The sequence below is a fragment of the Spirillospora sp. CA-128828 genome, from assembly GCF_050945415.1.
GTDB lineage: Bacteria > Actinomycetota > Actinomycetes > Streptosporangiales > Streptosporangiaceae > Spirillospora.
On sequence record NZ_CP191986.1, the window covers coordinates 6,100,892 to 6,122,226 of the forward strand.

At 65.5% G+C, this 21,335-nt stretch carries 24 protein-coding genes and 1 pseudogene; 11 read left to right on the forward strand and 14 right to left on the reverse strand.

The window, feature by feature from the left end:
* Window positions 1-117: 117 nt before the first annotated feature.
* On the forward strand, window positions 118-615 hold the full coding sequence (locus ACQPXG_RS29565; RefSeq protein ID WP_433462400.1) for a GNAT family N-acetyltransferase: 498 nt from the start codon (window positions 118-120) through the stop codon (window positions 613-615).
* A 54-nt stretch (window positions 616-669) separates the two neighbouring features.
* On the opposite strand, the gene ACQPXG_RS29570 is transcribed toward ACQPXG_RS29565, so the two are convergent.
* Together ACQPXG_RS29570 and ACQPXG_RS29575 are read right to left on the reverse strand one after the other, a co-directional pair.
* Entirely contained in the window at window positions 670-1,632 is a 963-nt protein-coding gene (locus ACQPXG_RS29570; protein ID WP_433462401.1) for a hypothetical protein, read from the reverse strand.
* 153 nt (window positions 1,633-1,785) lie between these two features.
* A complete protein-coding gene (locus ACQPXG_RS29575; RefSeq protein ID WP_433462402.1) occupies window positions 1,786-2,199 on the reverse strand; it encodes a hypothetical protein in 414 nt (137 codons plus the stop codon).
* A 333-nt stretch (window positions 2,200-2,532) separates the two neighbouring features.
* Here ACQPXG_RS29575 and ACQPXG_RS29580 point away from each other — a divergent pair, with 333 nt between their 5' ends.
* Window positions 2,533-3,726 carry a phospholipase D-like domain-containing protein gene (locus tag ACQPXG_RS29580; protein WP_433462403.1) on the forward strand — a complete coding sequence of 398 codons (1,194 nt, stop codon included), beginning with the start codon at window positions 2,533-2,535 and terminating at the stop codon, window positions 3,724-3,726.
* Window positions 3,727-4,044: 318 nt separating this feature from the next.
* Here the strand turns inward: ACQPXG_RS29580 and ACQPXG_RS29585 are convergent, their stop codons facing one another.
* Together ACQPXG_RS29585 and ACQPXG_RS29590 are read right to left on the reverse strand one after the other, a co-directional pair.
* Window positions 4,045-4,299: a hypothetical protein gene (locus ACQPXG_RS29585; RefSeq protein WP_433462404.1), complete on the reverse strand. Its 255-nt coding sequence runs from the start codon at window positions 4,297-4,299 to the stop codon at window positions 4,045-4,047.
* Window positions 4,300-4,480: 181 nt separating this feature from the next.
* On the reverse strand, window positions 4,481-4,906 hold the full coding sequence (locus ACQPXG_RS29590; RefSeq protein WP_433462405.1) for an ATP-binding protein: 426 nt from the start codon (window positions 4,904-4,906) through the stop codon (window positions 4,481-4,483).
* A 389-nt stretch (window positions 4,907-5,295) separates the two neighbouring features.
* On the opposite strand from ACQPXG_RS29590, the gene ACQPXG_RS29595 reads away from it, so the two are divergent.
* The gene (locus ACQPXG_RS29595; RefSeq protein WP_433462406.1) at window positions 5,296-6,237 is read left to right on the forward strand and encodes a hypothetical protein; all 942 of its coding nucleotides are present in this window, start codon (window positions 5,296-5,298) and stop codon (window positions 6,235-6,237) included.
* Between the two features lie 78 nt (window positions 6,238-6,315).
* Here ACQPXG_RS29595 and ACQPXG_RS29600 read toward each other — a convergent pair whose 3' ends face one another.
* From ACQPXG_RS29600 to ACQPXG_RS29610, 3 genes are read right to left on the reverse strand one after another with little or no spacing between them, the layout of a single operon-like run.
* Window positions 6,316-7,332, reverse strand: a complete 1,017-nt coding sequence (locus ACQPXG_RS29600) for an SMI1/KNR4 family protein (RefSeq protein ID WP_433462407.1) — start codon at window positions 7,330-7,332, stop codon at window positions 6,316-6,318.
* A 45-nt stretch (window positions 7,333-7,377) separates the two neighbouring features.
* Window positions 7,378-7,536 (reverse strand): hypothetical protein, encoded by a 159-nt coding sequence (locus tag ACQPXG_RS29605; protein ID WP_433462408.1) that lies wholly within the window; start codon window positions 7,534-7,536, stop codon window positions 7,378-7,380.
* Window positions 7,537-7,546: 10 nt separating this feature from the next.
* Window positions 7,547-7,816, reverse strand: a complete 270-nt coding sequence (locus ACQPXG_RS29610; RefSeq protein WP_433462409.1) for a hypothetical protein — start codon at window positions 7,814-7,816, stop codon at window positions 7,547-7,549.
* Window positions 7,817-8,363: 547 nt separating this feature from the next.
* Here ACQPXG_RS29610 and ACQPXG_RS29615 point away from each other — a divergent pair.
* The 5 genes from ACQPXG_RS29615 to ACQPXG_RS29635 all read left to right on the forward strand — a co-directional run bounded on the left by ACQPXG_RS29615 (window position 8,364) and on the right by ACQPXG_RS29635 (window position 12,423).
* A complete protein-coding gene (locus ACQPXG_RS29615) occupies window positions 8,364-10,403 on the forward strand; it encodes a hypothetical protein (RefSeq protein ID WP_433462410.1) in 2,040 nt (679 codons plus the stop codon).
* Window positions 10,387-10,833: a hypothetical protein gene (locus ACQPXG_RS29620; RefSeq protein WP_433462411.1), complete on the forward strand. Its 447-nt coding sequence runs from the start codon at window positions 10,387-10,389 to the stop codon at window positions 10,831-10,833. Before ACQPXG_RS29615 ends, ACQPXG_RS29620 begins: the two co-directional genes overlap by 17 nt.
* The gene (locus ACQPXG_RS29625) at window positions 10,830-11,327 is read left to right on the forward strand and encodes a hypothetical protein (RefSeq protein ID WP_433462412.1); all 498 of its coding nucleotides are present in this window, start codon (window positions 10,830-10,832) and stop codon (window positions 11,325-11,327) included. Before ACQPXG_RS29620 ends, ACQPXG_RS29625 begins: the two co-directional genes overlap by 4 nt.
* Window positions 11,328-11,367: 40 nt before the next feature.
* Entirely contained in the window at window positions 11,368-11,817 is a 450-nt protein-coding gene (locus tag ACQPXG_RS29630; protein WP_433462413.1) for a hypothetical protein, read from the forward strand.
* A gap of 261 nt (window positions 11,818-12,078) precedes the next feature.
* Complete coding sequence (locus tag ACQPXG_RS29635) at window positions 12,079-12,423, forward strand: hypothetical protein (RefSeq protein WP_433462414.1); 345 nt, start codon at window positions 12,079-12,081, stop codon at window positions 12,421-12,423.
* Window positions 12,424-12,438: 15 nt separating this feature from the next.
* On the opposite strand, the pseudogene ACQPXG_RS29640 reads toward ACQPXG_RS29635, so the two are convergent.
* Window positions 12,439-12,555: pseudogene (locus ACQPXG_RS29640) on the reverse strand (IS5/IS1182 family transposase); the annotation flags it as partial.
* A gap of 339 nt (window positions 12,556-12,894) precedes the next feature.
* Here ACQPXG_RS29640 and ACQPXG_RS29645 point away from each other — a divergent pair.
* Both ACQPXG_RS29645 and ACQPXG_RS29650 read left to right on the forward strand, forming a co-directional pair.
* Window positions 12,895-13,770: a helix-turn-helix domain-containing protein gene (locus tag ACQPXG_RS29645; protein WP_433462415.1), complete on the forward strand. Its 876-nt coding sequence runs from the start codon at window positions 12,895-12,897 to the stop codon at window positions 13,768-13,770.
* Window positions 13,771-13,772: 2 nt separating this feature from the next.
* A complete protein-coding gene (locus ACQPXG_RS29650) occupies window positions 13,773-13,967 on the forward strand; it encodes a DUF397 domain-containing protein (RefSeq protein WP_433462416.1) in 195 nt (64 codons plus the stop codon).
* 565 nt (window positions 13,968-14,532) lie between these two features.
* On the opposite strand, the gene ACQPXG_RS29655 is transcribed toward ACQPXG_RS29650, so the two are convergent.
* The 5 genes from ACQPXG_RS29655 to ACQPXG_RS29675 form a co-directional block, all read right to left on the reverse strand.
* Window positions 14,533-17,181 (reverse strand): tetratricopeptide repeat protein, encoded by a 2,649-nt coding sequence (locus ACQPXG_RS29655; protein WP_433462417.1) that lies wholly within the window; start codon window positions 17,179-17,181, stop codon window positions 14,533-14,535.
* 1 nt (window position 17,182) lies between these two features.
* Entirely contained in the window at window positions 17,183-17,485 is a 303-nt protein-coding gene (locus tag ACQPXG_RS29660; RefSeq protein WP_433462418.1) for a trypco2 family protein, read from the reverse strand.
* Window positions 17,486-17,747: 262 nt separating this feature from the next.
* The gene (locus tag ACQPXG_RS29665) at window positions 17,748-18,278 is read right to left on the reverse strand and encodes a hypothetical protein (RefSeq protein ID WP_433462419.1); all 531 of its coding nucleotides are present in this window, start codon (window positions 18,276-18,278) and stop codon (window positions 17,748-17,750) included.
* A 227-nt stretch (window positions 18,279-18,505) separates the two neighbouring features.
* Window positions 18,506-18,922, reverse strand: coding sequence for a hypothetical protein (locus ACQPXG_RS29670; RefSeq protein WP_433462420.1), 417 nt, complete (start codon window positions 18,920-18,922; stop codon window positions 18,506-18,508).
* 33 nt (window positions 18,923-18,955) lie between these two features.
* Window positions 18,956-20,137 carry an ISAs1 family transposase gene (locus tag ACQPXG_RS29675; RefSeq protein WP_433462421.1) on the reverse strand — a complete coding sequence of 394 codons (1,182 nt, stop codon included), beginning with the start codon at window positions 20,135-20,137 and terminating at the stop codon, window positions 18,956-18,958.
* Between the two features lie 273 nt (window positions 20,138-20,410).
* On the opposite strand from ACQPXG_RS29675, the gene ACQPXG_RS29680 reads away from it, so the two are divergent.
* The gene (locus ACQPXG_RS29680) at window positions 20,411-20,740 is read left to right on the forward strand and encodes a hypothetical protein (RefSeq protein WP_433462422.1); all 330 of its coding nucleotides are present in this window, start codon (window positions 20,411-20,413) and stop codon (window positions 20,738-20,740) included.
* Between the two features lie 130 nt (window positions 20,741-20,870).
* On the opposite strand, the gene ACQPXG_RS29685 is transcribed toward ACQPXG_RS29680, so the two are convergent.
* Window positions 20,871-21,329: a hypothetical protein gene (locus tag ACQPXG_RS29685; RefSeq protein WP_433462423.1), complete on the reverse strand. Its 459-nt coding sequence runs from the start codon at window positions 21,327-21,329 to the stop codon at window positions 20,871-20,873.
* Window positions 21,330-21,335 lie beyond the last annotated feature (6 nt).

Genomic DNA, 21,335 nt, shown 5'->3' on the forward strand with positions numbered 1-21,335 from the left:
ACCCGTCCCTGGTCGCTGGTGGAAAACGTTCACTCTCAGACAGATCCTCGAATCATCCCCATAGCCGGAGCCAGGCCCCCGCCGTCCAGCCGGACGCTTCGGCTAGCCTCGGGCGCCATGGCCTGGCTTCCTGACGACTTCGTCCATCCCGTCCACGTCCCGCTACCCGGGGGCGCGCACCACCTGCGGCCGATCCGCGAGGCGGACACTCCCCTGGACTTTCCGGCCGTGATGGGCTCACGGGAGAGGCTGTGGAGCATCTTCGGACCGGCCTGGGGATGGCCCGCGGCCACCATGACCTATGAGGAGGACCGGGTCGATCTGCTGCGCCACGAGCGTGAAATAGCCGCACACGAATCCTTCAACTACGCACTTCTGGATACGGCGGAGACGGCGATCCTCGGCTGCGTGTACATCGACCCTCCGGAGAAGGCCGGCGCCGACGGCGAGATCGCCTGGTGGGTGGTGGACGACCTGGTCGGAAGCCCTGTTGAGCAGGCCCTGGACGAACTGGTCCCGCATTGGACGGCCACCGACTGGCCGTTCGAGAATCCCCGATTCCTCGGCCACGACATCACCTGGGAAGACTGGCTCGCCCTACCTGCCCATTCGTAGGCTTCACAGGGCGGTCATCTCGCCCGCCAGGGCGGTCCCATCCGGGCCCGAACGTCAACTACGCCGGAGGCCTGCCCGTACCGAGGCGCGGGGCTGGGCCGGATCAGGGACTTCCCGTGCCTCCGGATGCTCCAGGAACTGGACGACGGGAATCTGGTACGGGGCGAGCATCTCCAGGATGTCCCGCGTGCTTTGGATCTTGTCCTCGTTGATGGTGAAGCGCCCCGCGTCGGCCACGGCGTCCTCAGCGTCGTTCCCCGGGATGACCACGCCGACGATGCCTCCCCTGTCCGTGACGAGGGCACGGTCGCCGACCAGGCACTTCTGATGCAACGGCGGAACCATTTCCGAAATGACCACATGAAGATCGATTCCCGCGTCCACCTGCCCCTTGAGAACCTCGATCATTGCGTCGTCCATATCGCGTTCCGACACGATCAAGATCCGGGTGAGGGTGAGACCGTTGTGAAGGATCGCGGACCGTTCGGTCGCGAGGTAGCCGGTGTCGCGGCCGGTCCACCAGTAGTCGTTGCCGGTCGCGCTGAGCGCGGTCATCTCCGCGAGTTCGGACAGGATGCTCGGTCGGAACTCCTGGCGGCGGCTCAGGGACGATTGGCCGTTGGCGAGGTCGCGCATCTCCTCGGTGAACGCGCGTTGCCGCGCCTCCCGCAGCTTCAGCAGAATCGCGCTGTCGCGCTCGTCGATCCGTGTCCACTGCTCGGCGATCTCACGGATGAAGGAGTGGCAGGCGGGAGGCGCGTCGGCCAGCGACTTGGTGATCGCGAGCGCGGTGGAGATCTCTTTGAGCTCTCTGCGGTCCTGGTGGATGCTCTCCTCTCGGCGGAAGAAAGCGTCGATGACCAGTGTCAGGTTGACGCAGGCGAGCGTGACGATCAGCCCGAGCTGCCATTCCTGCTGCTTGGCGACGGCGGTCACGGCCCCGAGGCCGACCGACAGCAGGCCGCCGAAGACGAGTCGCGCACGCTGCCAGGGAACCGCCGGCTCTCGCTCCGCCATCACACGGCTCCTTGCCCGAGCGTCCTCATCGGTATCCGTGGCGGTTCTCAGTTGCGCTTTTTCCGCCTGCGTCAGTGTTTCAGCCTCTCAGAGGCCCGTCTGTGCCTTCTGCCACATTGGGACCGCCGAGGGCCGGAAGCACGCGGCACCGGTTCAGGAAGCCCGGGGTTGTGGCGCGGTGGGGCGCTGCGCGGTCTGGATCCGACCGCCGAGCCGGGCGTGCAGCGGTGCCAGCCGCTCGGGGCTGGAGACGATGATCCAGCGTGGTCCGACCAGATAGCTGCCGCCGTACATCATCGAATACTCCAGCCACGCCCGCTGGCCCTTGTCGGTGGCGAAGGTGTTGATCAGGTACTGGCCTGAAGGGGCCGCGCAGATCGCCTGCTGGTAGTCGGCCGCCCGGCCGCGTTGCTGTGGTGTGCAGCCCAGCGCGGTGCCGAGTTGCTGCAGGGTGAGCGGCCGCGCCGGTGTCGCCGCCCCGGGCGTCCTGCGGCCGCGGTCGGCGGAATCGGAGCCGCAGCCGGTGCACAGCGCCAGCGTCGTGACGCAGGCCGCCCCAGCGAGCACGCAACTGGACAGACCACGACGTCGGCGAGGCGCTTCCATCGCTTTCCTTTCCCTCCCGCCGTCGCACGGCCGGTCGGCACTCTGGCTGCGCTCACCTGTACGCACGGCGGCGGTGACTTGTTCATCGGCCGGGTCGCGGGCCGCACTGGTTAGGTTCCCGCTGCAGGAAGAATCCACTGCCGTTGATCACGTCCACGGTCAGACCGGCGAGCGCGCCATCGGGTGACCCTTTTAGGCAGCGCTGAAAGGGGGTGCGAACCAACTGCGCTTTCCCCGACCATCGCAAGGACCAGTACGGGGAAACACGAATCAATCTCACGGGGGAGAACGTTCATGCGCATCCGCAACACCGCACGGATCGGTAAGGCCGGAGCCATGGCCGCCGGCCTGGCCGTGCCCGGCCTGCTGGGCGGTCCCGTCATCGCCGAGGCGCCCCCGGACCTCGGGACGAGCGCGGTCTTCAACGAACCGGGTGGGACAGAGGTCAGGGACCAGCTGACCAGACTGATCGACGGGGCGCACGGCGGCTCCACGATCTACCTCTCGACCTATCTCTTCCGCGACAAGGTCGTCGCGAAGCATCTTCTCGCCGCGGCCAAGAACGACGTCACGGTCAAGGTCCTCGCCGACAGCGACACAAAGCGGAAGCACTACGGGATATTCAAGGACTTCGCGGCGGCGCTGAAGAAGGAAGGGGGAAACTCGTGGGCGAAGCTCTGCTCCGAAGGATGCGTCGGCGAGGGGGACAGTCCGGCCCTGCACAGCAAGTTCGCACTGTTCTCGCAGACGCTGCGCAGGAGCAAGGTCAGCTTCGTCACCACCGCAAACCTCACGGACAGCAAGACGGGCGGGGTGGGCGGCACCAAGGGGTGGAACGCCGGCTACACCGATGTCTCCAGCGACGGCCTGTACGAGCGGCTCAGGGGGTACTTCAACGACCTCAAGGACGAGCCGAACCTTCCCGACTACTACAACCACAACAAGCCGGAGACCACCGGCAATGTCAAGACCTACTTCCATCCACGGAAGAAGGGCGGCGACACGGTCAAGAACGTTCTCGACGGGGTCGACTGCAAGAAGGGCGCCACGGTACGCGTCAGCAACTGGTGGATCGGCCGGAAGGCCGTGGCCAAGAAGCTCTGGGATATGGGGCAGTCCGGGTGCTCCGTCGACATCGTGGCCAATCAGATTTCGATGTCGTCCTGCGAGATATTGGCCAAGTACATCGCCGGAGCCCCGCTGCACATCAAGGGCTTCTCGCGTGGAAAGCGCGAGACGGGCAACCACGAGAAGAACATCATGATCGACGGCCACTATCTGGGTAAGAACCGAAAGATCACGTTCACCGGGTCGGACAACATCACGCCGTCGTCGCTGTCCGAGAACGACGAGATCACCGTGCGGATCGCCGACTCGGCGATCCACGACCGGTTCGTCGAGAACTTCGAGGACGTGAAGGCCGCCGCCGACATCGAACTCCCGGCCTTCAGCGTGCCCAAGGAGGACTGCAAGCCGCTGGCCCCGTAGTCCGATACAGGGGGTCCAACGGGTTGGTTTCTGACGGGATCCGATGATCAAGGAGACCCCGGGTGCCCGGCACCGTCGTTGGGGACGAGTCCGGGAGCAGCCGGTCCAGGTGCCGTCGAGCACGGCCTCGGACGAGCAGTTGATCTCGATGCTGGTGGACCGGGCTCGAACGCAGGGGCGCAGCGTGCTGACCGACGTCCCCCCTAGAGGTCAGGGTTCCCCGAGATCCGGTGGGCGGTATCGCCGGCGGCTGGCGCGGTGTTCGCGCGGACCGCCTCGTCCCGTGAGGTCAGGGTGGGGGTGCCGGGCCGTGCAGGTTCAGGTTGCCGCTGCGGGCGCGGCTCGGCGAACACCGAGCACCGCCCCCGGGACCGCGGCCGCGTGACCGACGATCGCCAGGAAGAATCCACTGCCGGTGATCACGTCCACGGTCAGACCGGCGAGCGCGCCGAGGATGAAACCGAGCCAAGCACCCACGAGGGCCCCTAAGAGGGGCCGCGCGAGGGGCCGCCGGTTCCGGCAGATTGCCGCAGCGACGACCAGAGCAATCAGTGTCACGGAGAGCGCAGGCATCAACATGCCTCCAGCCTCGTCCGCCACCCATCCCCGGGCACATGGGGAACTTCCCTGGGCTCTCCCGGATTGCTCCCCTAGGGGGAGCGCGATTTCACGCACAGTCACAGCTTGATCGAATGTAGGTCGGAGCCCACGGGCGTTGGTGGGGGTGGTGCCTGGGGAGCCGTGACCGGCGCGATCACGCGGCCCACTCCCCGGCGAAGATGGCGGTGACGGTGCGACCCTCGTCGTTGCCGTGCCAGCCCCAGCTCGCGGTGGTCAGGGAGACGGTGCGTAGTCCCCGGCCGGACTCAGCCAGCTCTCCCGCGTCGGCGGCGGGCTCGCCGGGACCGCCCTGGTCGACGACGGAGACCGCGAGCAGCCCGCCGTCGCGGGCGATCTCGACGGTGCAGCAGCCGCCGTCCTGCCCGGACTTGGTGTGCCGCAGGGCGTTGACGACAAGTTCGTCGGCGGCGAGAAGGCCAACGTCGAGGTACGGGCAGCCGACGAACCGGCGGGCGCGAACCGGCGGGCGTTGCGGGCCTACTCGGGTCCGCCGGGGAAGGAGCGCCGCCACCGCAGCGGGGGTCGCGGACGGACCTGCCGGGACCATCGTCGGAAGCATCGGGCACCTCAGATCGTGATGGACGAGCCGGGTTGCGGATCACTCGGGTCACTCATGGTCCGCCCGCCGATCGGCGCACCGCCTAATCCCTCGAACCACGAAGAATCCTCCTGTTGGATCCCTGGGCGGCAGATGAGCACGGACGGACGTCGCACCCGCGAATACCGAACGTGCAAGATTCGCACGCGTGCAGCGACGACATTCAATCAACGAACACACGGGAAATGAGCTCGAAATTTAAACACCTTCACCATTCTTCGTGATCCGCTCCAGAACCTTTCACCAATGTTGGCGATCTCCATCGACGGCATGGTAAAAATGGCGCGGCGGGTCACCGTCGACCCCATTCCGCGAATGCGGACGGGCCAGGACGATCGCCAGGGAGTGCGATGAACGACGAACCCGAAGGTCTGCGGCCGTGGCTGCCGGCCGTGCGCACCGGCTGTCCGGTCGGCGTGCCGCACCAGGTGTGGATCGAGGCGTCGATGACCTGGTTCGTCCACGAGTTCGGCCGGGGACCGGCGATGCGAGGCGTCGTAGTGCCGGGCCCGGAGCTGCGGTCCGCTGCGTACAGCGGGACGCCGGAGCAGATCGAGGGCTTAGTTGCCCTTGTGTGCGAGTGGATGGGAATCGACCGGTCCACACTGACCGTCGAACTCTTCGACCGGAGCGACGAGGACGCGGCGGCGGCGCGGGAGGAGAAGCGCACGGTCGGGCATTACCGCGTCGAGAACGGCCGTCCGGTCATCGGCCTGGATGTGACGGAAGCGTCCGACGCCTCCTATCTGATCGCCGTCATCGCACACGAACTGTGCCACGTCCGGCTCCTCGGCGAAGGACGGATCACCGCCGACCGCAAGGACCACGAGTGGCTCACCGATCTCCTCACCGTGTATTTCGGATTCGGCGTCTTCACCACGAACGCAGCGCTGAGATACGGCGAGACGTCCCGCGGTTTCTCCGTCCAGCCCCTCGGCTATCTGGACGAGCGCACGCTCAACGCCGCTCGCAATGACAGCTATTCACGGCTCGGCTATCTCACGGAACGGGAGTTCGGCTACGCGATGGCCTGTTACGCGTGGCTGCGCCACGACACCGAGCCGGACTGGGCGGCCGAACTCGATCCGGGCCCGCGCGTCTTCCTGCGGCAAGGGCTCGCCTACCTGACCCGCAACGCCGGGCCGGGCGAATTCCCGACCCGCCGGGCAGGGAACATCCCGGTCTCGGTCCGCGTGGTGCCGAAGACCGACCATGTGTGGCTCAGCGGCCTGTACCTGATGCCTACGCAGACCGAATGGCCGCCGGACGCCCCAGGTCACCGCCCGCGCTGACGCCGCGGCTCCGCGGAGGTCGGGTTCCGACGCTCCAGTCGACGGGAATCCACCGCCCATGCCCGCGGCGGTAGAGCGTCATCTCGGACGGCGCGGTCCCCAGATGGGCCACGCCCAGGTGGCGGGGTCGCCCAGGGAGGAATCGGTCATGCCGAGCCCCGTCCCGGTCAGTTCGGCGACCAGAAGTTCGGTGATGTTTCCGTGGAAGACCCCGGAATCGATGTTGACGATGGGCCATTCGTCCGGATCGGGCTTCGCGGTTTCCCAGCAAAGGACGTCCCGTCCCTCGGTGCTCCCACAGAACAGCAGGCCCCCCGGCTCCGGATGGACGCGCGTGGAATCCTCCGAACTGCCGTAGGACCGCAGCAGACCGGCGTGCATGTCGTGATGTTCAGCGAGTTCACCGGGCGCGCAGACGAAGATGCCATTGAGGACGACCCGTGGCCCATACGCCTCATGAAGGCGCTTGTAGTCGGACGGCAGCCGGCTCACGCCGACCTCTCGCTCGACGGCCTGCCAGTCACAAGCCCATGCCTCCCCCAGCCCGATGATGGTCTGAAGCTGCGCCAGCGGATCCCGAACCGCGCTCCGGCCGGACGCGAGGTCCTCGACCGGATGACCGGGCCGGGTCAGGACGCGCTCGCGCCGTACAGGCGGCAGGGACAAGACCGGCAGATCAAGTCGTCCGTCCAGCCATTCGTCGAGGAACTCGGCAGCGGTGAGATTGAGCTGCTGGTGTCCGTCGCCCGCCACCACGACGAGCCACTCGGCCGGATCGGGGCGTATCGGCAGCCACCAGCAGGTCTCCCCGCTGCCGAACACACCCCACAGCAGCGCCTCCTCGTGCGGTGCCGCGTGCCGGCGCTGCTCCGTTTCCTGGTCAAAGCCGTCGAAGCCCGGAACCAGAAGGCGGAGCGCCCCGGCGAGCGTCCCCGGCCCCGTCCGCGATACGAGGGCGGTGTAGTCCTCCGGAACGTCGCGGCCGACGAACCGCGGCTCCCACTCCAGCGCATCGTCCGGCGTCACCCGGATGGTCCCCGCCAGCGCCCGGCCCGCATCGGCGAGATCCGTAGCCGACGGTTCGTCATTCGACATGGATTCTCCGGGGCGGTTGGACGGGTGGGCGAACACCTAGCGAGATCACTGACGCAGGCGCAGTGCAAGCCGGATGACCTGGGCATGGAGTTCGTCGGGAGGCGCTGACAGGTCGAGCGCGGTCTCCACAATGTGCACGTCATAGGTACCGGCGATGACGCGAGGTTGGCAGAACGTCACGTGACGTTCCAGGCCGCCCGCCACATTCCGGCAATCACCGCACCTGGCGGGGTGGCTTCCGTTGCTGCGCCAGCAACTCCATTGCCTCACGCCAGTGCAGATGCGAATGCTCCTCGGCCAGTGCGGTGTGCTCGTCGCAGAACCACTCTTCCCACGCGGGATGGCCGGTCCAGCCCTCCCGAGCCTGCTCCCGTTCGACCGCCTCCTCCTCGGGGGTGAGCGCGAACCGGACGAGCTTGAAGGACGAGACCGGGAGGTCGTCCCCGAGGGACCGGTAGCAGATCAAGCACATCGGCGGTCTCACGCCAACTCCCTTCCAAGGACGGACGTCCCCGAACCGTAGCGCCACGACGCGCCGACCGCGCAGCCTGCCGTTGCGTTCTTGGCCGCGTATGCGGCACCCCCGGCCTTCATCGTGTCGGACGCGGTCGAGCATCTCCTCCAGCGGGAAGGTCATGTGTCAATAGCAGTGGTCAGTGGGACAGGGGTCTGCTCGATGACCGGACGTAGCGGCTACTCCTGCCGCACCCCAGGCGCCCTTGAATCGCCCATTTCGGGACGAATAGAGCATCGTCGTATCGCTTGAATGACTCCTTGTTGTTGACCGCATCGTTCTGAGTCACTCGCTTATATAGATGAAGCAACGGGCCGTCCAGCATTCAGGCCAGTGATACGCACAGTCAGATGGCGTGGGTGGAGTATCCGCACGTGCAAAGTTCGCACGTGCGCGATTACATAGGGGCTCGGTGTGATCTCGACGTCAGCCCCGCGCGTCAAGGGACACGCCCGGCGTGCCGTCCGACCGATGCCCCGATGGCGGTTCGTCTCCCCCCGATGGAAGGACCGCGAGCGTGGGCGTGGAACACCCCAGCGGGCCCGATAAGGGCACCGAGACCGGCGACAAGCCCAGCTCATCTGAGCGGCCGACCACACCGCCCGCCGACGACCCCGGCTCGGGGAACCAGCCGTCCCGTATCCAAGACCGCGCCCGCGCCAACGGATCCGCCCAAGAGAACGGGACACAGCAGACCGAGGTCAAAGACAGCCGCACCCAGCCCGCCGACAAACACGACAACGGCGGCGAGGAAGCGGAGGCGCCCGGCCAGGCCAAGACCGAGGACATGGGCCAGGGTGAGCGCGAGCGGGGCAAGGACGACGGCGAATCCAAGACCGGCGAAACAGAACGGCAAGACGGCCGCGACAAGGAACCACGTTCCGAAAACAGCGGAACCCCGGCAGACAAGTCGGACAACGCCCCACCCGGTGACCGCGAGCCACTCCAGGGCCAGTCCCCCGAACGGCAGACCGACACCCACGGCGAGACCACCGACAAATCCCCCTCATCTCGGACGTACGCGCTGCCGGCCGACAACCCCGGCTCGGGGAACCAACCGTCCCGCATCGAAGACCGCGCCCGCGCCAACGGATCCGCCCAAGAGAACGGGACTCAGCGGACCGAAGCCTCCGACACCGGTAACCCGCCGTCTCAGGAGCGTGACGCCCAACCCACCACGGCCCAGGGCACAAGCGACGGCCCATCTGCCGGTCTCAACGGCAAGCCCGAGACCGGGCAGGAACAGGACGCTGGGAAAGCGGTCGCCGATCAGGGGAAGCCAGAGTCCGGCGACCGTCACCGGCCCACGGATGGGACGCCCCAAGAGCAAACCGACGCCCACGGCGAGACCACCGACAAATCCCCGTCATCGGAGTGGGCGTACGCCCTGCCGGCCGACGACCCCGGCTCGGGTACCCAGCCGTCCCGCATCGAAGACCGCGCTCGCGCCAACGAAGGCTTCCAGCAGGAATCCGGCACGCATCAGCCCGAGACCACCGACCAGCACGACATCGGCAGCACCAGGACGGACCAGGAGCAGCCCAAACCCGAGGGCTCCGACGTGCCGCCCGCCACCGACCAGAACCCGCAGGCCGCGGACAAGCCGGACGACAACGGCCCCCAGCCCCACCACGAGCGGGTAGGGGACAACAGCGAGCAGCCCGTCGGTCCGCAGGACGAGGGACAGCAAGGCACACCCGAGCAACCGCAAGCAGGGGAACCCAACGCCGAGTCGCCCGGCGACTCCGACCAGAACCCACAGATTCCGGACGGAGAACCCGCAGCCGACGGCCAACCGTCCCAGCCCGAGTCAGCCGAACAGCCGCCGGACGAGCCGGCGAGCCGACCCGACACCGAACAATCCGAGGTCCAAGACAACGACACCCGGGCCGACCAACCTCCCGGCGATCAAGACGGCGACCATGATAAGAACGCCGAAGGCACCGACACCGAGCCGCCGCCAAACGAGACCAACGAGACAACCGAGACAAACCCTGAGACCCGCACCAATCCCGACCTTTCCAATGTCTACACCGACAGCCGCGGCCGAGTGCACATCGAACCTCGATATGGACGCGAGCAGACCAGCGAACCCGGCAACGAACTGGCACGAAACGAACCGGAGACAACGGACCCGACCGGGCTCCCGACCCGCGAAGATTCGGTTAAGACAGAGGTCGGCACACGAGGACGCGGCGAGTTCGGAAGTCCCGAAAACGATCCCACCGACCGTGATCCCCGCAAGAGGGACCCCGAAAATTCATCTCGGCGGCGGGAAGCTCGTCGCGGGCTCTTCGACAACCCCGGCGATGTAAAGAAATCCGTTGACACGTTCGCTGATCCTATCCGAAAAGGCTTCGAACGAGTCCCGCCAACGGGGCAACATACAGGCACAGACAACAATACAGATCAGTTCAAAACGCCCGATCATCCGATGCAGGCCGGCAGCGCCGTGCTCGCGATGGCAAGTACAGCGATCATCGTGCTAGAAGGCGCGCGCCGTGGCACCAGGATCGCACGGCAACTGAGAGGGAGAAACCATGGCGATCACCGATAAGCACGTGGCCGTACTGCGCGCTCAACTGACTGGTCAACACGACGAGCACCTTCGCCTTGTAAAACAACTCGACGCCGACGAAGCGAATCGGGAATATGCGGCTCTGGTAACTGCCGCCTTCATCGTGGCGGTCGAGCGACGCTTCATTAAAAATGGAGAATTCGCAGACGAGTCAGAAGTGATCGATTTTGTCGCGCAGGTTCGCGCAAAAAGTCCTGAGATGCCGGACGTCATCGACCCACGACTCGCCGAGAGCCTGATCCTGCATCTCCTCGAAAAGGGGCCCGTGATAGATGCCGATGCAGATACCAAGTTCGGACATCAACTTGTACTGCTGGCCACCCTCGCGGGCGAGGAACAGTTCGCCGGCAGCGAACTCGAAGCATTCCTGTCCGAAGTTCGTTCCATCGCCGAAGATCTCCTTGAATGATGGATTACTCGGCGGTTGAGATCAGTGAACAAAACGTACTCGCCTTGCGGTCTTTCCTGTTGGAAGGGCCGGAGGCTTGGGTGCCGCTACAAGACGAGATTCAGAAGGACGATGAGACGGCAGTCGGCTACATGTCGCTGCTCTACGGGGCGTTCAACGTTGCGGTGCACCGGAGATTCTCGCCGACCTACACCATTGGTGAGATCGTCCGCTTCGTCGCCGACCTGCGGATCGAGGCCAAGGAGGAGGCAGATCTGATCAACCCGCTCGTCGCCGAGGATATGATTCGCCGGGCCATCAATGCTCCCCAACTCAAAAGCGACGTACCGGACGACCTGACGGCCGTCATGAGCGCCGAGGTCCACATCCTGCTTTACCTCATCGCCGAAGCGGACTATGACCGGGCCGACCTGGAGCAGTTTATCGAAGAGACCACGACCTACGCTAGGAAGTGGCTCGATGCTCTACGGACCAAGGCGACCAAGCAGGCGTGATCCGAGCGGCGGGTCTCCCAAACAGCAAGAGGAAGAGGCCATGCCGACAACGGATAAGCAGGTAGCAGTCCTTCATGCCCTGCTCACAGGGCAGCGCAAGAAGCATCGCGAACTCCTTAACCAACTGGATCGATCCGCAGCCAATGTAGGCTACTCCGCGCTACTCGCAGCCGGTCTTTTCGAGGCGATTGAGCGACGTTTCATCGTTAATGGCAAGGCGACTGACGACTCTACGGTCGTCGACTTCGTCGCCTCGATTCAGGAAAGGACGAACGAAACACCCGATCTCATTAAGCCCGACATCGCCGAACGCATGATCTTTCACGCACTCAATAAAGGCGTCTCGATATCAAACATTGACAAAGAAATGGCAATCCAGCATCAAATGGTCCTGTTGGTCGCGTTGATCGGCGATGCTCAACTGAGCGAGTCAGACCTAGACACATTCTTGAACAAAATTCGAGCCGATGCGGACGAGGCGATCAACTGATGCAGTACTCGGCCGTTGAGATTCGTGAGGAAAGATCTTGGCCTTGCGGCGGCCCTTCCTCTTGGAAGGACCGGATGCCTGGGGGCCGCTGTCGAGCAAGATGCAGACGGACGAAACATTGTGGCCGTGGCGACGCGAACGCTGGCGAAGTGCCTCGTGACTGCGCTACACCCGGGGTGACAGGTTGAATGTGCCCCGTCGTGACTACACCGGGTGAGACAAGACCGTGTCCTTGAATCAAGGTGTCGTATGCTCCGGGTCATGCACAGCACCCTGACGGAGCACGCTCGGTGTCTCTTCGGGGACGAGTATCGACCTAGGCCGGAGTGCAGCCTCGAGCACGAGGAGCGCTACTTCATCGAAGAGCTGACATTTGCGGATGCGGATTCGATTCTCGCAATGCTGCATGAGCTGTGCCCGCACAGGGTCGACGGCCTTCTGCCGGTCTGGGTCCGTAACCTGGCCTACCGGCTGTTGCTCTTGCAGCGACCGGACGAGCCCGCATTGATGCGAGAGGCCGCAGAGAATCTCTGGTTGCACGGCCCGGACTGGGACGACATCGCGACGGACCTCACGCGCCGCGCTGACGTGCTGGAAGCGAGCTGAGCTGGGAGCCGCTGGTCACGCTCGGAGACAGAGACGGATCGCTGCCACACTGACGCCGCCGTGGTAGACGTAGGCGCGCCTGTGGTAGCGCGTTGCCACGGCACGAGATGTGCTGAGCCTGTTGATCATCCGCGGCTCGGGTGCCGGGCAGTACTCCGCGCTGGCGGGTCGGCGCGAGCAGTGGGTGGGATGTCGGCTTCTTCGTGGCTTCGCCGATTGCGAAGTCATGTGCTCGCAATTCCGACACATCGCTGTGTGTGGGCTTTGTGATTTGGGCTTCTTGGGTCGAATCGGGCGCCTGAATGGCGCACGTTCAGGTTTTGCACGTGTGCATATCGCGGGTGGCGCTTCATATCGGCGCGCGAGGCGAGCGTTTGTCCGAGCGTGACCATACGATTACTCGATAGTGGTTGACCGCATAGAGTTAGCGATCAGTACGGATCGCGTCTCCGCGATATCAGGAGGACGGCCATGCCGAGCCCCTACGTCCGCCGCCGTCGGCTGGCGGCTGAGATCCGCAAACTCCGCGAGAGCCGCGGCCTCACGGCCGATGATCTGGCCGGCCTCATGTTCTACAACCGCGCGAAGATCTCCCGGCTGGAGAACGGCCAGAGCCGCCCGGACGTGGGCGAGATCATGAACATGCTCGACATCCTCGAAGTCACCGGCAGCCAGTACGACAGGCTCCTCCAACTCACTCGAGAGGCTGCACACAAGGGCTGGTGGGACCGGTACGGCATGTCGATGGGGCCACGCCAGAAGCTCGCGGCGGACTTGGAGTACAACGCCGCGACCGTCCGCAACTACGACCAGACGGCGATTCCCGGCGCCCTGCAGTGCCGTCCATTCATCGACGCTCTCGTCAAGCTCGATGAGAGCCAAAGGACTCTCGACTACCAACCGGACCGGATGGCGGAAGCTCGCGAACGGCGGCAGCGCGAACTACTCAGGCCAGACGGACCCGCCTACGAGACCGTCCTCGACGAGTGCGTGATTCACAGGTTGGCGGTACCGCCTGAGGCGATGGCCGCCCAGCTCTGGCACATGATCACAACGATCTCGGAGGAAAAGCGGATCACGGTGCGGGTGCTGATGCACGACGCCCACCTCCCAGGAGGCTTCCTCCCTCAGTCGTCGTTCTACCTCTACACCTTCGCCGAGCCCGGCGACCCGCCGATGGCAGTGGTCGACACTGCCACCACCGACCTTGTTCTCACCCAACGTCGCGAGGTCGTGAGGTATACCGGGATGTACGACCGCCTCCGAAAGGCCGCCCTCTCCCCAGAAGACAGCATCGCCTTCCTCGCACGGGTAGCCAACCGGCTGGCAGACCAGACAGGATCGTGAACATGACCAAGCACTACTCTGGCTGGCGCAAATCCGGTCGCAGCAACCCTGACGGCCACTGTGTCGAAGTAGGCCGCGCCCGCGATGGGACCATCGGCGTCCGCGACACGAAGCTCAACGGCGAGAGTCCCATTCTGGAGTTCACAAGTGACGACTGGCGGGTCTTCCTCCACAGGATCCGTACGGACGGCCACTGACCCCTCGAACATCAGCAGCCTTGAGACCAGGCTCGCTCGCCTCAAGGCCGCTGGCGTAGCTAAGGCCCCACACTTACCTCTCCGGATGGCGCAGCCCTTCCCAGGAGGAGGGGCGTGAATGGTTTTGTAGGGTTACCCCACCTGTGTCGCCTGCGCCATCGCGTCATAGACGTCCATGACCCGAGTCTTTGTCCGTGAGAACCGGTCGGGATTGTTGCGCTTGAAGGCCCGAAGCCGTTCCGGATGTAGCCGCCATCATCACGGCCGACGCTGGAGAGGCGGAAGTACGCAGCATCCAATTGGATAAGCATTAAGAACCCTCCGCTCCTCGTCCTACGAAATCGGCCTACCATCGCCTCCGGCCTCGCGGACAAAGTTTTGAATAATCATGCCGTTTAAAACAACTTCACGATTCGCCTCGGGACGCACCCGGTGTCACCGGACATGTTGATGGAGTGTCGCTAACTTTCCGGAGAGCATCGTGGGTGTTGCGGCGGGATGTGGGCCCGGCGGATGACAGGTTTCTCTTGGCGTTCCAGCCGTCCGCCTAAATCCATTGAAGTCGCTATTGGTGTTCGGGGGGCTCTGGGAGGCTTACGAGGAGTTCTCGTACTTCGGTTGCCCTTGTGGGGGCGTCGATCTCGATGAGCAGGTCGAGCGCCTCGGAGTAGGCTCGCCTAGCTCCGGACAGGTGTTCGGTGTGGCGGTGGATGTCGCCCAGAATGCACAGCATCGTCGCCAGGCCGGCCTTGTTCTTGATCTCTCGATGGAAGTCGATGGCGGGCTTCAGTACTTCCTCGGCGTCGGCGAAACGGCCTAGGCCGTCGTAGGCCAAGGCCAGGTGCCATGCGCACCAGATGATCTCGTCGCGGTCGTCACGTTGCCGGCTCAAGGCCATGGCGTGTTCCAGTACGCGGGCGGCGTCCGCGTGCCGGCCGAGTTGGCGGTAGGCGTCGGCAATGTGCGCTGACAGCCAGATCTCGCCCGCCGCGTCGTCCTGGCGCTCGTAGATGGCCTGTGCCTCAGCGTAAAGGTCGAGGGCCTGTTCAGGATGGTCGAGATCGCACTGGAAATCACCGAAGTGGGTCAGCACCCACGCCTCTTTGCCGGGATCGCGCATGGAGCGGACCACTTCAAGCGCGCGATCATAGAGAGGCGGCGTTTCGGTCGCACGTCCCAGGATTCTGCGGGCCTCGGCGAGGTGGATCAACGATCCGAGCTCGGCGGGGGCGTCCCCGGTGCGCTGCGCCGATTGGACGGCGAGTGTCTTGACCGTCTCCATCTCCTCCCACTGCCCGCGGTAGAAGAGGAGGCCATAAAGCGATTCCGTGATCCTTACGACAAGTTCGTGTTCATCCGCCTCCGCGGCGGCCCCGAGATTCGCGTGGACGTTGAGGGATTCGTCCGCGAACCATGCGATCGCCTCGGCCGGAGGCTGTTCGTGCGCGCCGGGCTGCGACATCCACTCGTGCAGGCGGTCGGCGTACCAGTTCAGTGCGCGGTGGAAGGCGGCCCGCCGGGCGGACGGTGACTCCTCGGCCGACAAGCGTTCCATTGCGTACAGCCGGAGCAGGTCGTGGAGGCGGTATCGGTCTTCTCCCGCGGGCTCGATCAGATGACGGTCCGACATCTCCCCGAGCATGCGCTCGGCGTGCTCGTCGTCCACGTCGCCGGTGCGGGCGACCAGTTCGGCGGTGAATTCCCGGCCCGCCAGGACGCCCAGGTGGCGGAACAGCGATGCCGTGTCAGGCCGCAGAGACCGGTAGCTGAGTTCGAAGCTGCTGCGCACTCCCCTGTCCTCGCCTTCGAGGCGGGAAATACGCCTGCTCTCGTCCTGAAGATCGGTCAGGTAGCGCGCTGGCGATCTGCTGTTCATCACGATGTGGGCGGCGGCGATGCGTATCGCCAGCGGAAGCCCGGCCAGGAGCCGCACGATCTGCTGGACGGATGGACGGTCGCGGTCCACCACCTCGGTACCGACGATCCTTTCGAACAGCCGGAATCCGTCGGGGTCGGGCAGCGGGTCGAGGCGGAGCCTGTCGGCGCCGTCTACCGACGCAAGCGTGGTGCGGCTGGTCGCGATAACAGCTGTGCCTGGCGACTCGGGCAGGAGCGTGGCGATCTGCCGTCCTTCGGACACGTTGTCGAGCAAAAGGAGGCCGGGCCCCTTTGCCAACTGCTCTTGGTATTTGCGCTGACGCTGGACGGGGTCATGCGGCAGTTTGTCGGCGGGTATGCCGAACGCGGCCATGACCTCCACCATGACGGCGTCCACGGTGGCGGCTGCCGCCACGTCCACCCGTATGCGCGCATAAGTGAAGGGGGCGGCGAGCCTGTGGGCGAGTTCGTTGGCCACCTCCGTCTTCCCGACCCCTGCCATGCCGTGGAAGACGACCAGCGGGCAGGTCTCGGCCAGCCGTTCGGTGAGCAGAACTCTCGCTCTGGCGATGACCTCGTCCCGATCCGTGAAGTCCGGAAGCGATCTGTTCAGCTTCACGTGGCCCTGAGAGAACGGAGCGGTGCCGGTCGGGCGTGGGAGGCGGATCAGTTCGTCCAGCCGGAGTTCCCGGCCCCAGGGCGTGTCCCGCATCGTGTCCGCCCACCGGTCCAGCGGGGCGACCGTGAGCACGGACGTTCCCTGGGCTGCGTGGTGTTCGATCACCACGCCGACCGCGAGTGCGCTGTGCCCGGGGTGCCGGGCGAACACCAGCGCCCCGGACATCCCCTGCCATTCGCTCACACCTCGCCCGCTGGCCGAACGCGGGTCTGACTCGACGCGCAGCTCCATCGACTCCGCGCGTAGGTTCGAACCCGTCGGTATGACGCCGCGCACGTGGGCGGTGTCGCGCTTCGGGACCGTTTTCGACTGCTGCGGGCGCTCCTTCCATCTCGGGTAGCCGACCGTCCAGCACTCGGCGATCTCGTCGGTCTCGGAGCGATGGATACGGGCGAAGCGGACCGGGTCCAAGTCGGCGGGCGAGCAGTCGCCGGTCACCGCGAGGAGGGCGAGGTCCGTGGGTTCGTCCACCGTCACGATTTCGGCCGGGTGCTCCGTCTCGTCCACGAGCCGGACGAGCAGTGTCTCGGCGTCCAGGACGTTGTGCGCCACCGACAGCACCCATTGCCGACCGACCAGGTAACCGGAGCCCACGGTCCAACGGCCGCCGGGGCCTCGACGCAGGATCTCGACGGCGCGGGTCTTGAGTTCGGGCATTTCAGGGTTTGTCTCCGAGTCCGCGCGTCACCTTTATCGGGTTTCCGTCTTCGTCGAGTGGCGCTTCCAGCGTGACCGTTACCCGCTGGATCTCCTCCCTCCGATAGGAGCCGTCACCGCCCAGTTCGAGAACCCAGAACTTCGCCTTGCCGGACGCGCCGCCCTGCCGTGTGACTCCGACGTGGAATTCGAGTTGTATCTGGCCGACGCCGAAAACGAACTCCGAGTCCTTCCCCGCCTCCAAGGCTTCCATCAGCTCCGCACGTAGTGCGGCGATGCTTTCCGCAAGTCCGAGTTGGCCCACGAAATCCTCCTATACCAGCATTCCGTCGAGGGTGAGCTGGAACCCCGACGGCGCGGCAAGCGATCCTTCGCGCCGGATGTCCGGTACTCATGCCACGCCCATGTCGCGATCCTCTACGACCTTCGTCGCCATGAGGAGCCGTCCGGGCGCATGCGGCCAGAGAAGGCCAATACCGGATCACGGAGGGGAGTAGCCCAGCCCGCCCCTGGCACACGGCCCCACAGCGCCGACCGAAGGTGCCCGGCGAGCCACCCTGCCGTGTTCAACGGTAGGTCTGGTAGGTGTCGGACCAGTGAAGGGTCGGGCGGACGTAGACGCGGGGTTCGTCGTGGGAGGCGATGTTCTCGTGGAATATCAGGGCAGGGTCGTGGTCCAGGGCGTTGGCGACGAAGGCGCTGTATCGGCTGGTCGGTGGGTCGAAGCGAAGGCAGTCGAGGATTGTGCGCGGGTCCCTGGGATCGGGGCGATGGTCCGGGGCGGCATTGAAGAATCTGGGGTCGAGTAAACCGCCGTTCTCCCATTCGTCCCAGCCCTGGATGGAGAGCATGCAGTAGAGGTCGTGGCCGTGGTCGATGAGTGTGCGGAGGTGGCGGACGGCCGCGCGGACTAGGACGCCGTTCTTCTCGTCGGTCGGCAGGCTGTTCAGGAACCGCAGCTGGTGGTATTGGGCGTAGAGGGGTGGCTCGTCGTAGCCGAAGTCGTCCGGGAGGTTCCCGAAGAACTCGTGGCGGTCGATTCTCTGTTCCGTGATCAGCCGTTGGAAGTCGGCTTCGTACTCGGGGGCGTCCTTCATCGCTCCTCCTCCACTCTCGGTCGCGATGATCCCGTGGTTGTCCGGAGGCGGGCGCCGGGTTGTGCAGGGTTCAATCTTCCCAGCGGGCGGGGATCGACAAGGACGTCATTCCGCTCGGCCCGGCTGCCACGGCCGTTTCAAGATCATCGGGGTTGGGGGATTTTGTCGCCTAGGTTGATGACTCGGTCATTTAGTGTGTTGGCCAGATCGTGGTGTGCCCGGAGTTGTCACAGGACGTGTACTTGTTCGAGTGCGAGCACCCAGCGTCCGGTACCTTCCTCGATGTCGAGTATGGCGGTCAGGTCGCTCCAGACTCCGTTGAGCGGTAGGGCGAATTCGATGTGCGGCAGCATGTCGTCTTCGCGCCATATCTCTATACGTGTCGGATAGTCGCCCGTGGCGGTGTCGGGAGATGTGACTCGCATCGTGCGGCCTGCAGCGATGCCGTTGATGTCCGATTCCCAGGCTCCGTAGTTGGCGATGTAGGTGCGTAGTTGCTGGGGTGTGAGCCGGTAGTGAGGGTCCGGGTGTGGTTTGAGGAATGCGTCGGCGGCGGCGTAGTCGTCGGCTGCGAGCAGCCGGACCCACTCCAGGACTGCGTCCAGGATCTCCTCGTCCGAGGCGCCGGGGTCGAGAGTGCGCATGGCCGTGAGATTAGCTCGCGGCCCGTTCAATGGTCATGAGGTGAGGCCGAGGATGGCGAAGGGCCTGGTCATGTCGCGGCAGGCCCAGCGGGTGGCTTCGGTGGTGTCGGTGCGTCCGGCTATGCGCAGGGCGCCGATGGCCAGGTTGCGCAGGGTGGCCATGATGCGGGGTCCGGAGCGGGTGCGGATCTGGGAGTGGTCCTCGCGGAACAGGGTGTCGCGGATCCAATGCAGGACCTCGATGGCCCATTGGCCTTGGACGTAGCGGGCGAGGTGGGCTGGGGTGGCGTGGTGTGGGGTGGGGCTGGCGACACCGAGTTGCGCGACGGCCGAGATGGGGGTGCCGTCGGTGGCGGTGGTGTGGCGTTCGATGAGGAAGACCTGGTTGACGTGGGGGAACGGCAGGTCGTGGGGTGCGGGCAGGACTTGGACGGTGCGGGTGGTGATGCGGCCGTGGCCTCGGGTGGTGCTGGTGTGGGCGATGCCGGCGGTGTTCCAGGCCAGCTGGTCCAGGGCGTCGAACAGCGCGCGCCGGTTCTCCTTGACGGGAAAGACGAACTCGCCGCCCCGGGTGTGGACGAGTTCGGCGGTGGCCTTCACTGTGTGTAACGCGTCGGCGGTGACCACCTTGCCGGTCAGGTCGATGTCGGCGAGCAGGCGCCGGGCCACCACGCTTTCGCGGGGTTTGGCGCCGTCCACCTCGGTCTGGGCCACCACCACCGCCTCGCGGGTGGGTCCCGGTGGGCCGGCCAGCGCCGCGAGCAGATGTAGTTGGTGCCCGTCGGCGTCTGTGGCGCCGCGCACCGACTTGCCGTCCAGGCGGACCTGGACCATCGCACCGTCGTGCTCGTCGCCGTTCCCGACCTCAGGCGTGGCGGCGCAGGCCAGCAGGTTGTTCATCAGCCACGTTCCGATCGCGGCGTCGAAGGCCTCGGTGTCGGCGCCGGTGACCACCCGCCAGATCGTGGACTTGCCCGGCGGCCCGGCGGGGGCCGCCCCGGCCCGCATGTACAGCTCGGCCAGCACGGCGGCGGGGACGTCGGTGACCCACCCGGCGATCGCGGTATAGCCCGTCATTCCGGCCACGGTCGCCGCGGCGGCCAGCGCCAGCACCGCCGCGACCGGATGATCCCTGTCCTGGTCGCAGCGGCCATCGGACACGTCTTTCAACAGTTCGAGCAGGTCACAGCACGCATCGGCGAGCGGGACCGACACGACCGGTGCTGCTGGTGCGGGCGAGGGGGCAGCAGTGACACACTGGGGCATGTCGAAGCTCCGGCGGCAAGTTGATCTGTGGAAAGACCTTGCCTAACCGGAGCTTCGTCGCGTCCGGGAACTGACACGCCGTAGTGATCAGATCGCGACATCCCACGATGTCGATCTTGGAACAGCCCTGGCCCGGCTGCTGACCGAGGATTCGCACCTGCAGGCTTTGGAGAAGTTGCTGCCGGAGTCGCAGTACACGCCTTGCCGGCGCGCGCCGACGGCATGAACGTCGAGCAGGCGTGGGAAGAGGTCACCAAGTATCTGCCGACTGAGGAGAAGCCTGCGGCGGTCGATCCCGACGACCTGGTGACGGCGATGCGGCGAACACCCGGGCAGGTCGTCTTCGTCAAAGAGCCGGAGGAACTGCGAGATATTCTGGCGCATCCCTTCGACACCTGGCGTATCTTCCCGCATCCGGCGCATAGCGGGGTTGCGCTGCGGCCGTCCTACAGGGGGCCTGCTCAGGTGACGAGCGGGGCGGGACGGGGAAGACCGTCACGGCGCTTCATCGGGCGAAGTCCCTCGCGTCCAAGGGCGGGCGGGTTCTGCTGACGACGTTCACCCGGAATCTGGCGGAAGCGCGGCAGTGGCCGGCGCCGGCCGAAGGGAAGCCCGGCGGCTTCGCCGCCGGGACAGCACCGTCGTCTGGCCGGCGCCGGGTGGGGGTCGGGATTGGCGTTGGTCAGCCGCAGTGGACCTTCTTGCCGGTCACCTCACCCGTGTTCGAGCCGTTGGTGTTGATGGAGGCCTTGACGTAAAGGCACCGATGGCGGGCGTAGACGTAGAGCGGCCCGGAATACCAGTGGTTCCTCTTGCTGTAACCGTCGTATTTGCAGTTGCCGTACTTGGTCCTGGCCGCGTTGTAGACGCAGAGCTTGAGCTTGATGCTGTAGAGCGACGTCGAGCCCCTACGGATGGCCAGTGCGCAGTTATAGCCGTTGGAGGAGTTGTAGTAGACCTTGAGGTAGCCGCGGACCGTGGAGTTCACGTAGATCGAATGGGTGCTGCGCAAGGCGTATCTCGACCCGCATGACGGGCCTGCCGCGCTCGCCGGTGTGCTGGGCGCCAGCACGGTCGTCAGCGTCAACGTGGGAAGCATGACGGCGGCCAGGCGCAGCGCGCGCCTTCCAGTACTGATCACGGGGTT

Coding starts and splice junctions, on each gene's coding strand:
- ACQPXG_RS29645 (WP_433462415.1), top strand. CDS start 12,895: ATGCCGAGCCCCTACGTCCGCCGCCGTCGGCTGGCGGCTGAGATCCGC.
- ACQPXG_RS29570 (WP_433462401.1), bottom strand. CDS start 1,632: ATGGCGGAGCGAGAGCCGGCGGTTCCCTGGCAGCGTGCGCGACTCGTC.
- ACQPXG_RS29635 (WP_433462414.1), top strand. CDS start 12,079: ATGCACAGCACCCTGACGGAGCACGCTCGGTGTCTCTTCGGGGACGAG.
- ACQPXG_RS29620 (WP_433462411.1), top strand. CDS start 10,387: ATGGCGATCACCGATAAGCACGTGGCCGTACTGCGCGCTCAACTGACT.
- ACQPXG_RS29625 (WP_433462412.1), top strand. CDS start 10,830: ATGATGGATTACTCGGCGGTTGAGATCAGTGAACAAAACGTACTCGCC.
- ACQPXG_RS29650 (WP_433462416.1), top strand. CDS start 13,773: ATGACCAAGCACTACTCTGGCTGGCGCAAATCCGGTCGCAGCAACCCT.
- ACQPXG_RS29565 (WP_433462400.1), top strand. CDS start 118: ATGGCCTGGCTTCCTGACGACTTCGTCCATCCCGTCCACGTCCCGCTA.
- ACQPXG_RS29670 (WP_433462420.1), bottom strand. CDS start 18,922: ATGCGCACTCTCGACCCCGGCGCCTCGGACGAGGAGATCCTGGACGCA.
- ACQPXG_RS29665 (WP_433462419.1), bottom strand. CDS start 18,278: ATGAAGGACGCCCCCGAGTACGAAGCCGACTTCCAACGGCTGATCACG.
- ACQPXG_RS29680 (WP_433462422.1), top strand. CDS start 20,411: ATGAACGTCGAGCAGGCGTGGGAAGAGGTCACCAAGTATCTGCCGACT.
- ACQPXG_RS29585 (WP_433462404.1), bottom strand. CDS start 4,299: ATGCCTGCGCTCTCCGTGACACTGATTGCTCTGGTCGTCGCTGCGGCA.
- ACQPXG_RS29580 (WP_433462403.1), top strand. CDS start 2,533: ATGCGCATCCGCAACACCGCACGGATCGGTAAGGCCGGAGCCATGGCC.
- ACQPXG_RS29595 (WP_433462406.1), top strand. CDS start 5,296: ATGAACGACGAACCCGAAGGTCTGCGGCCGTGGCTGCCGGCCGTGCGC.
- ACQPXG_RS29590 (WP_433462405.1), bottom strand. CDS start 4,906: ATGCTTCCGACGATGGTCCCGGCAGGTCCGTCCGCGACCCCCGCTGCG.
- ACQPXG_RS29630 (WP_433462413.1), top strand. CDS start 11,368: ATGCCGACAACGGATAAGCAGGTAGCAGTCCTTCATGCCCTGCTCACA.
- ACQPXG_RS29600 (WP_433462407.1), bottom strand. CDS start 7,332: ATGTCGAATGACGAACCGTCGGCTACGGATCTCGCCGATGCGGGCCGG.
- ACQPXG_RS29655 (WP_433462417.1), bottom strand. CDS start 17,181: ATGCCCGAACTCAAGACCCGCGCCGTCGAGATCCTGCGTCGAGGCCCC.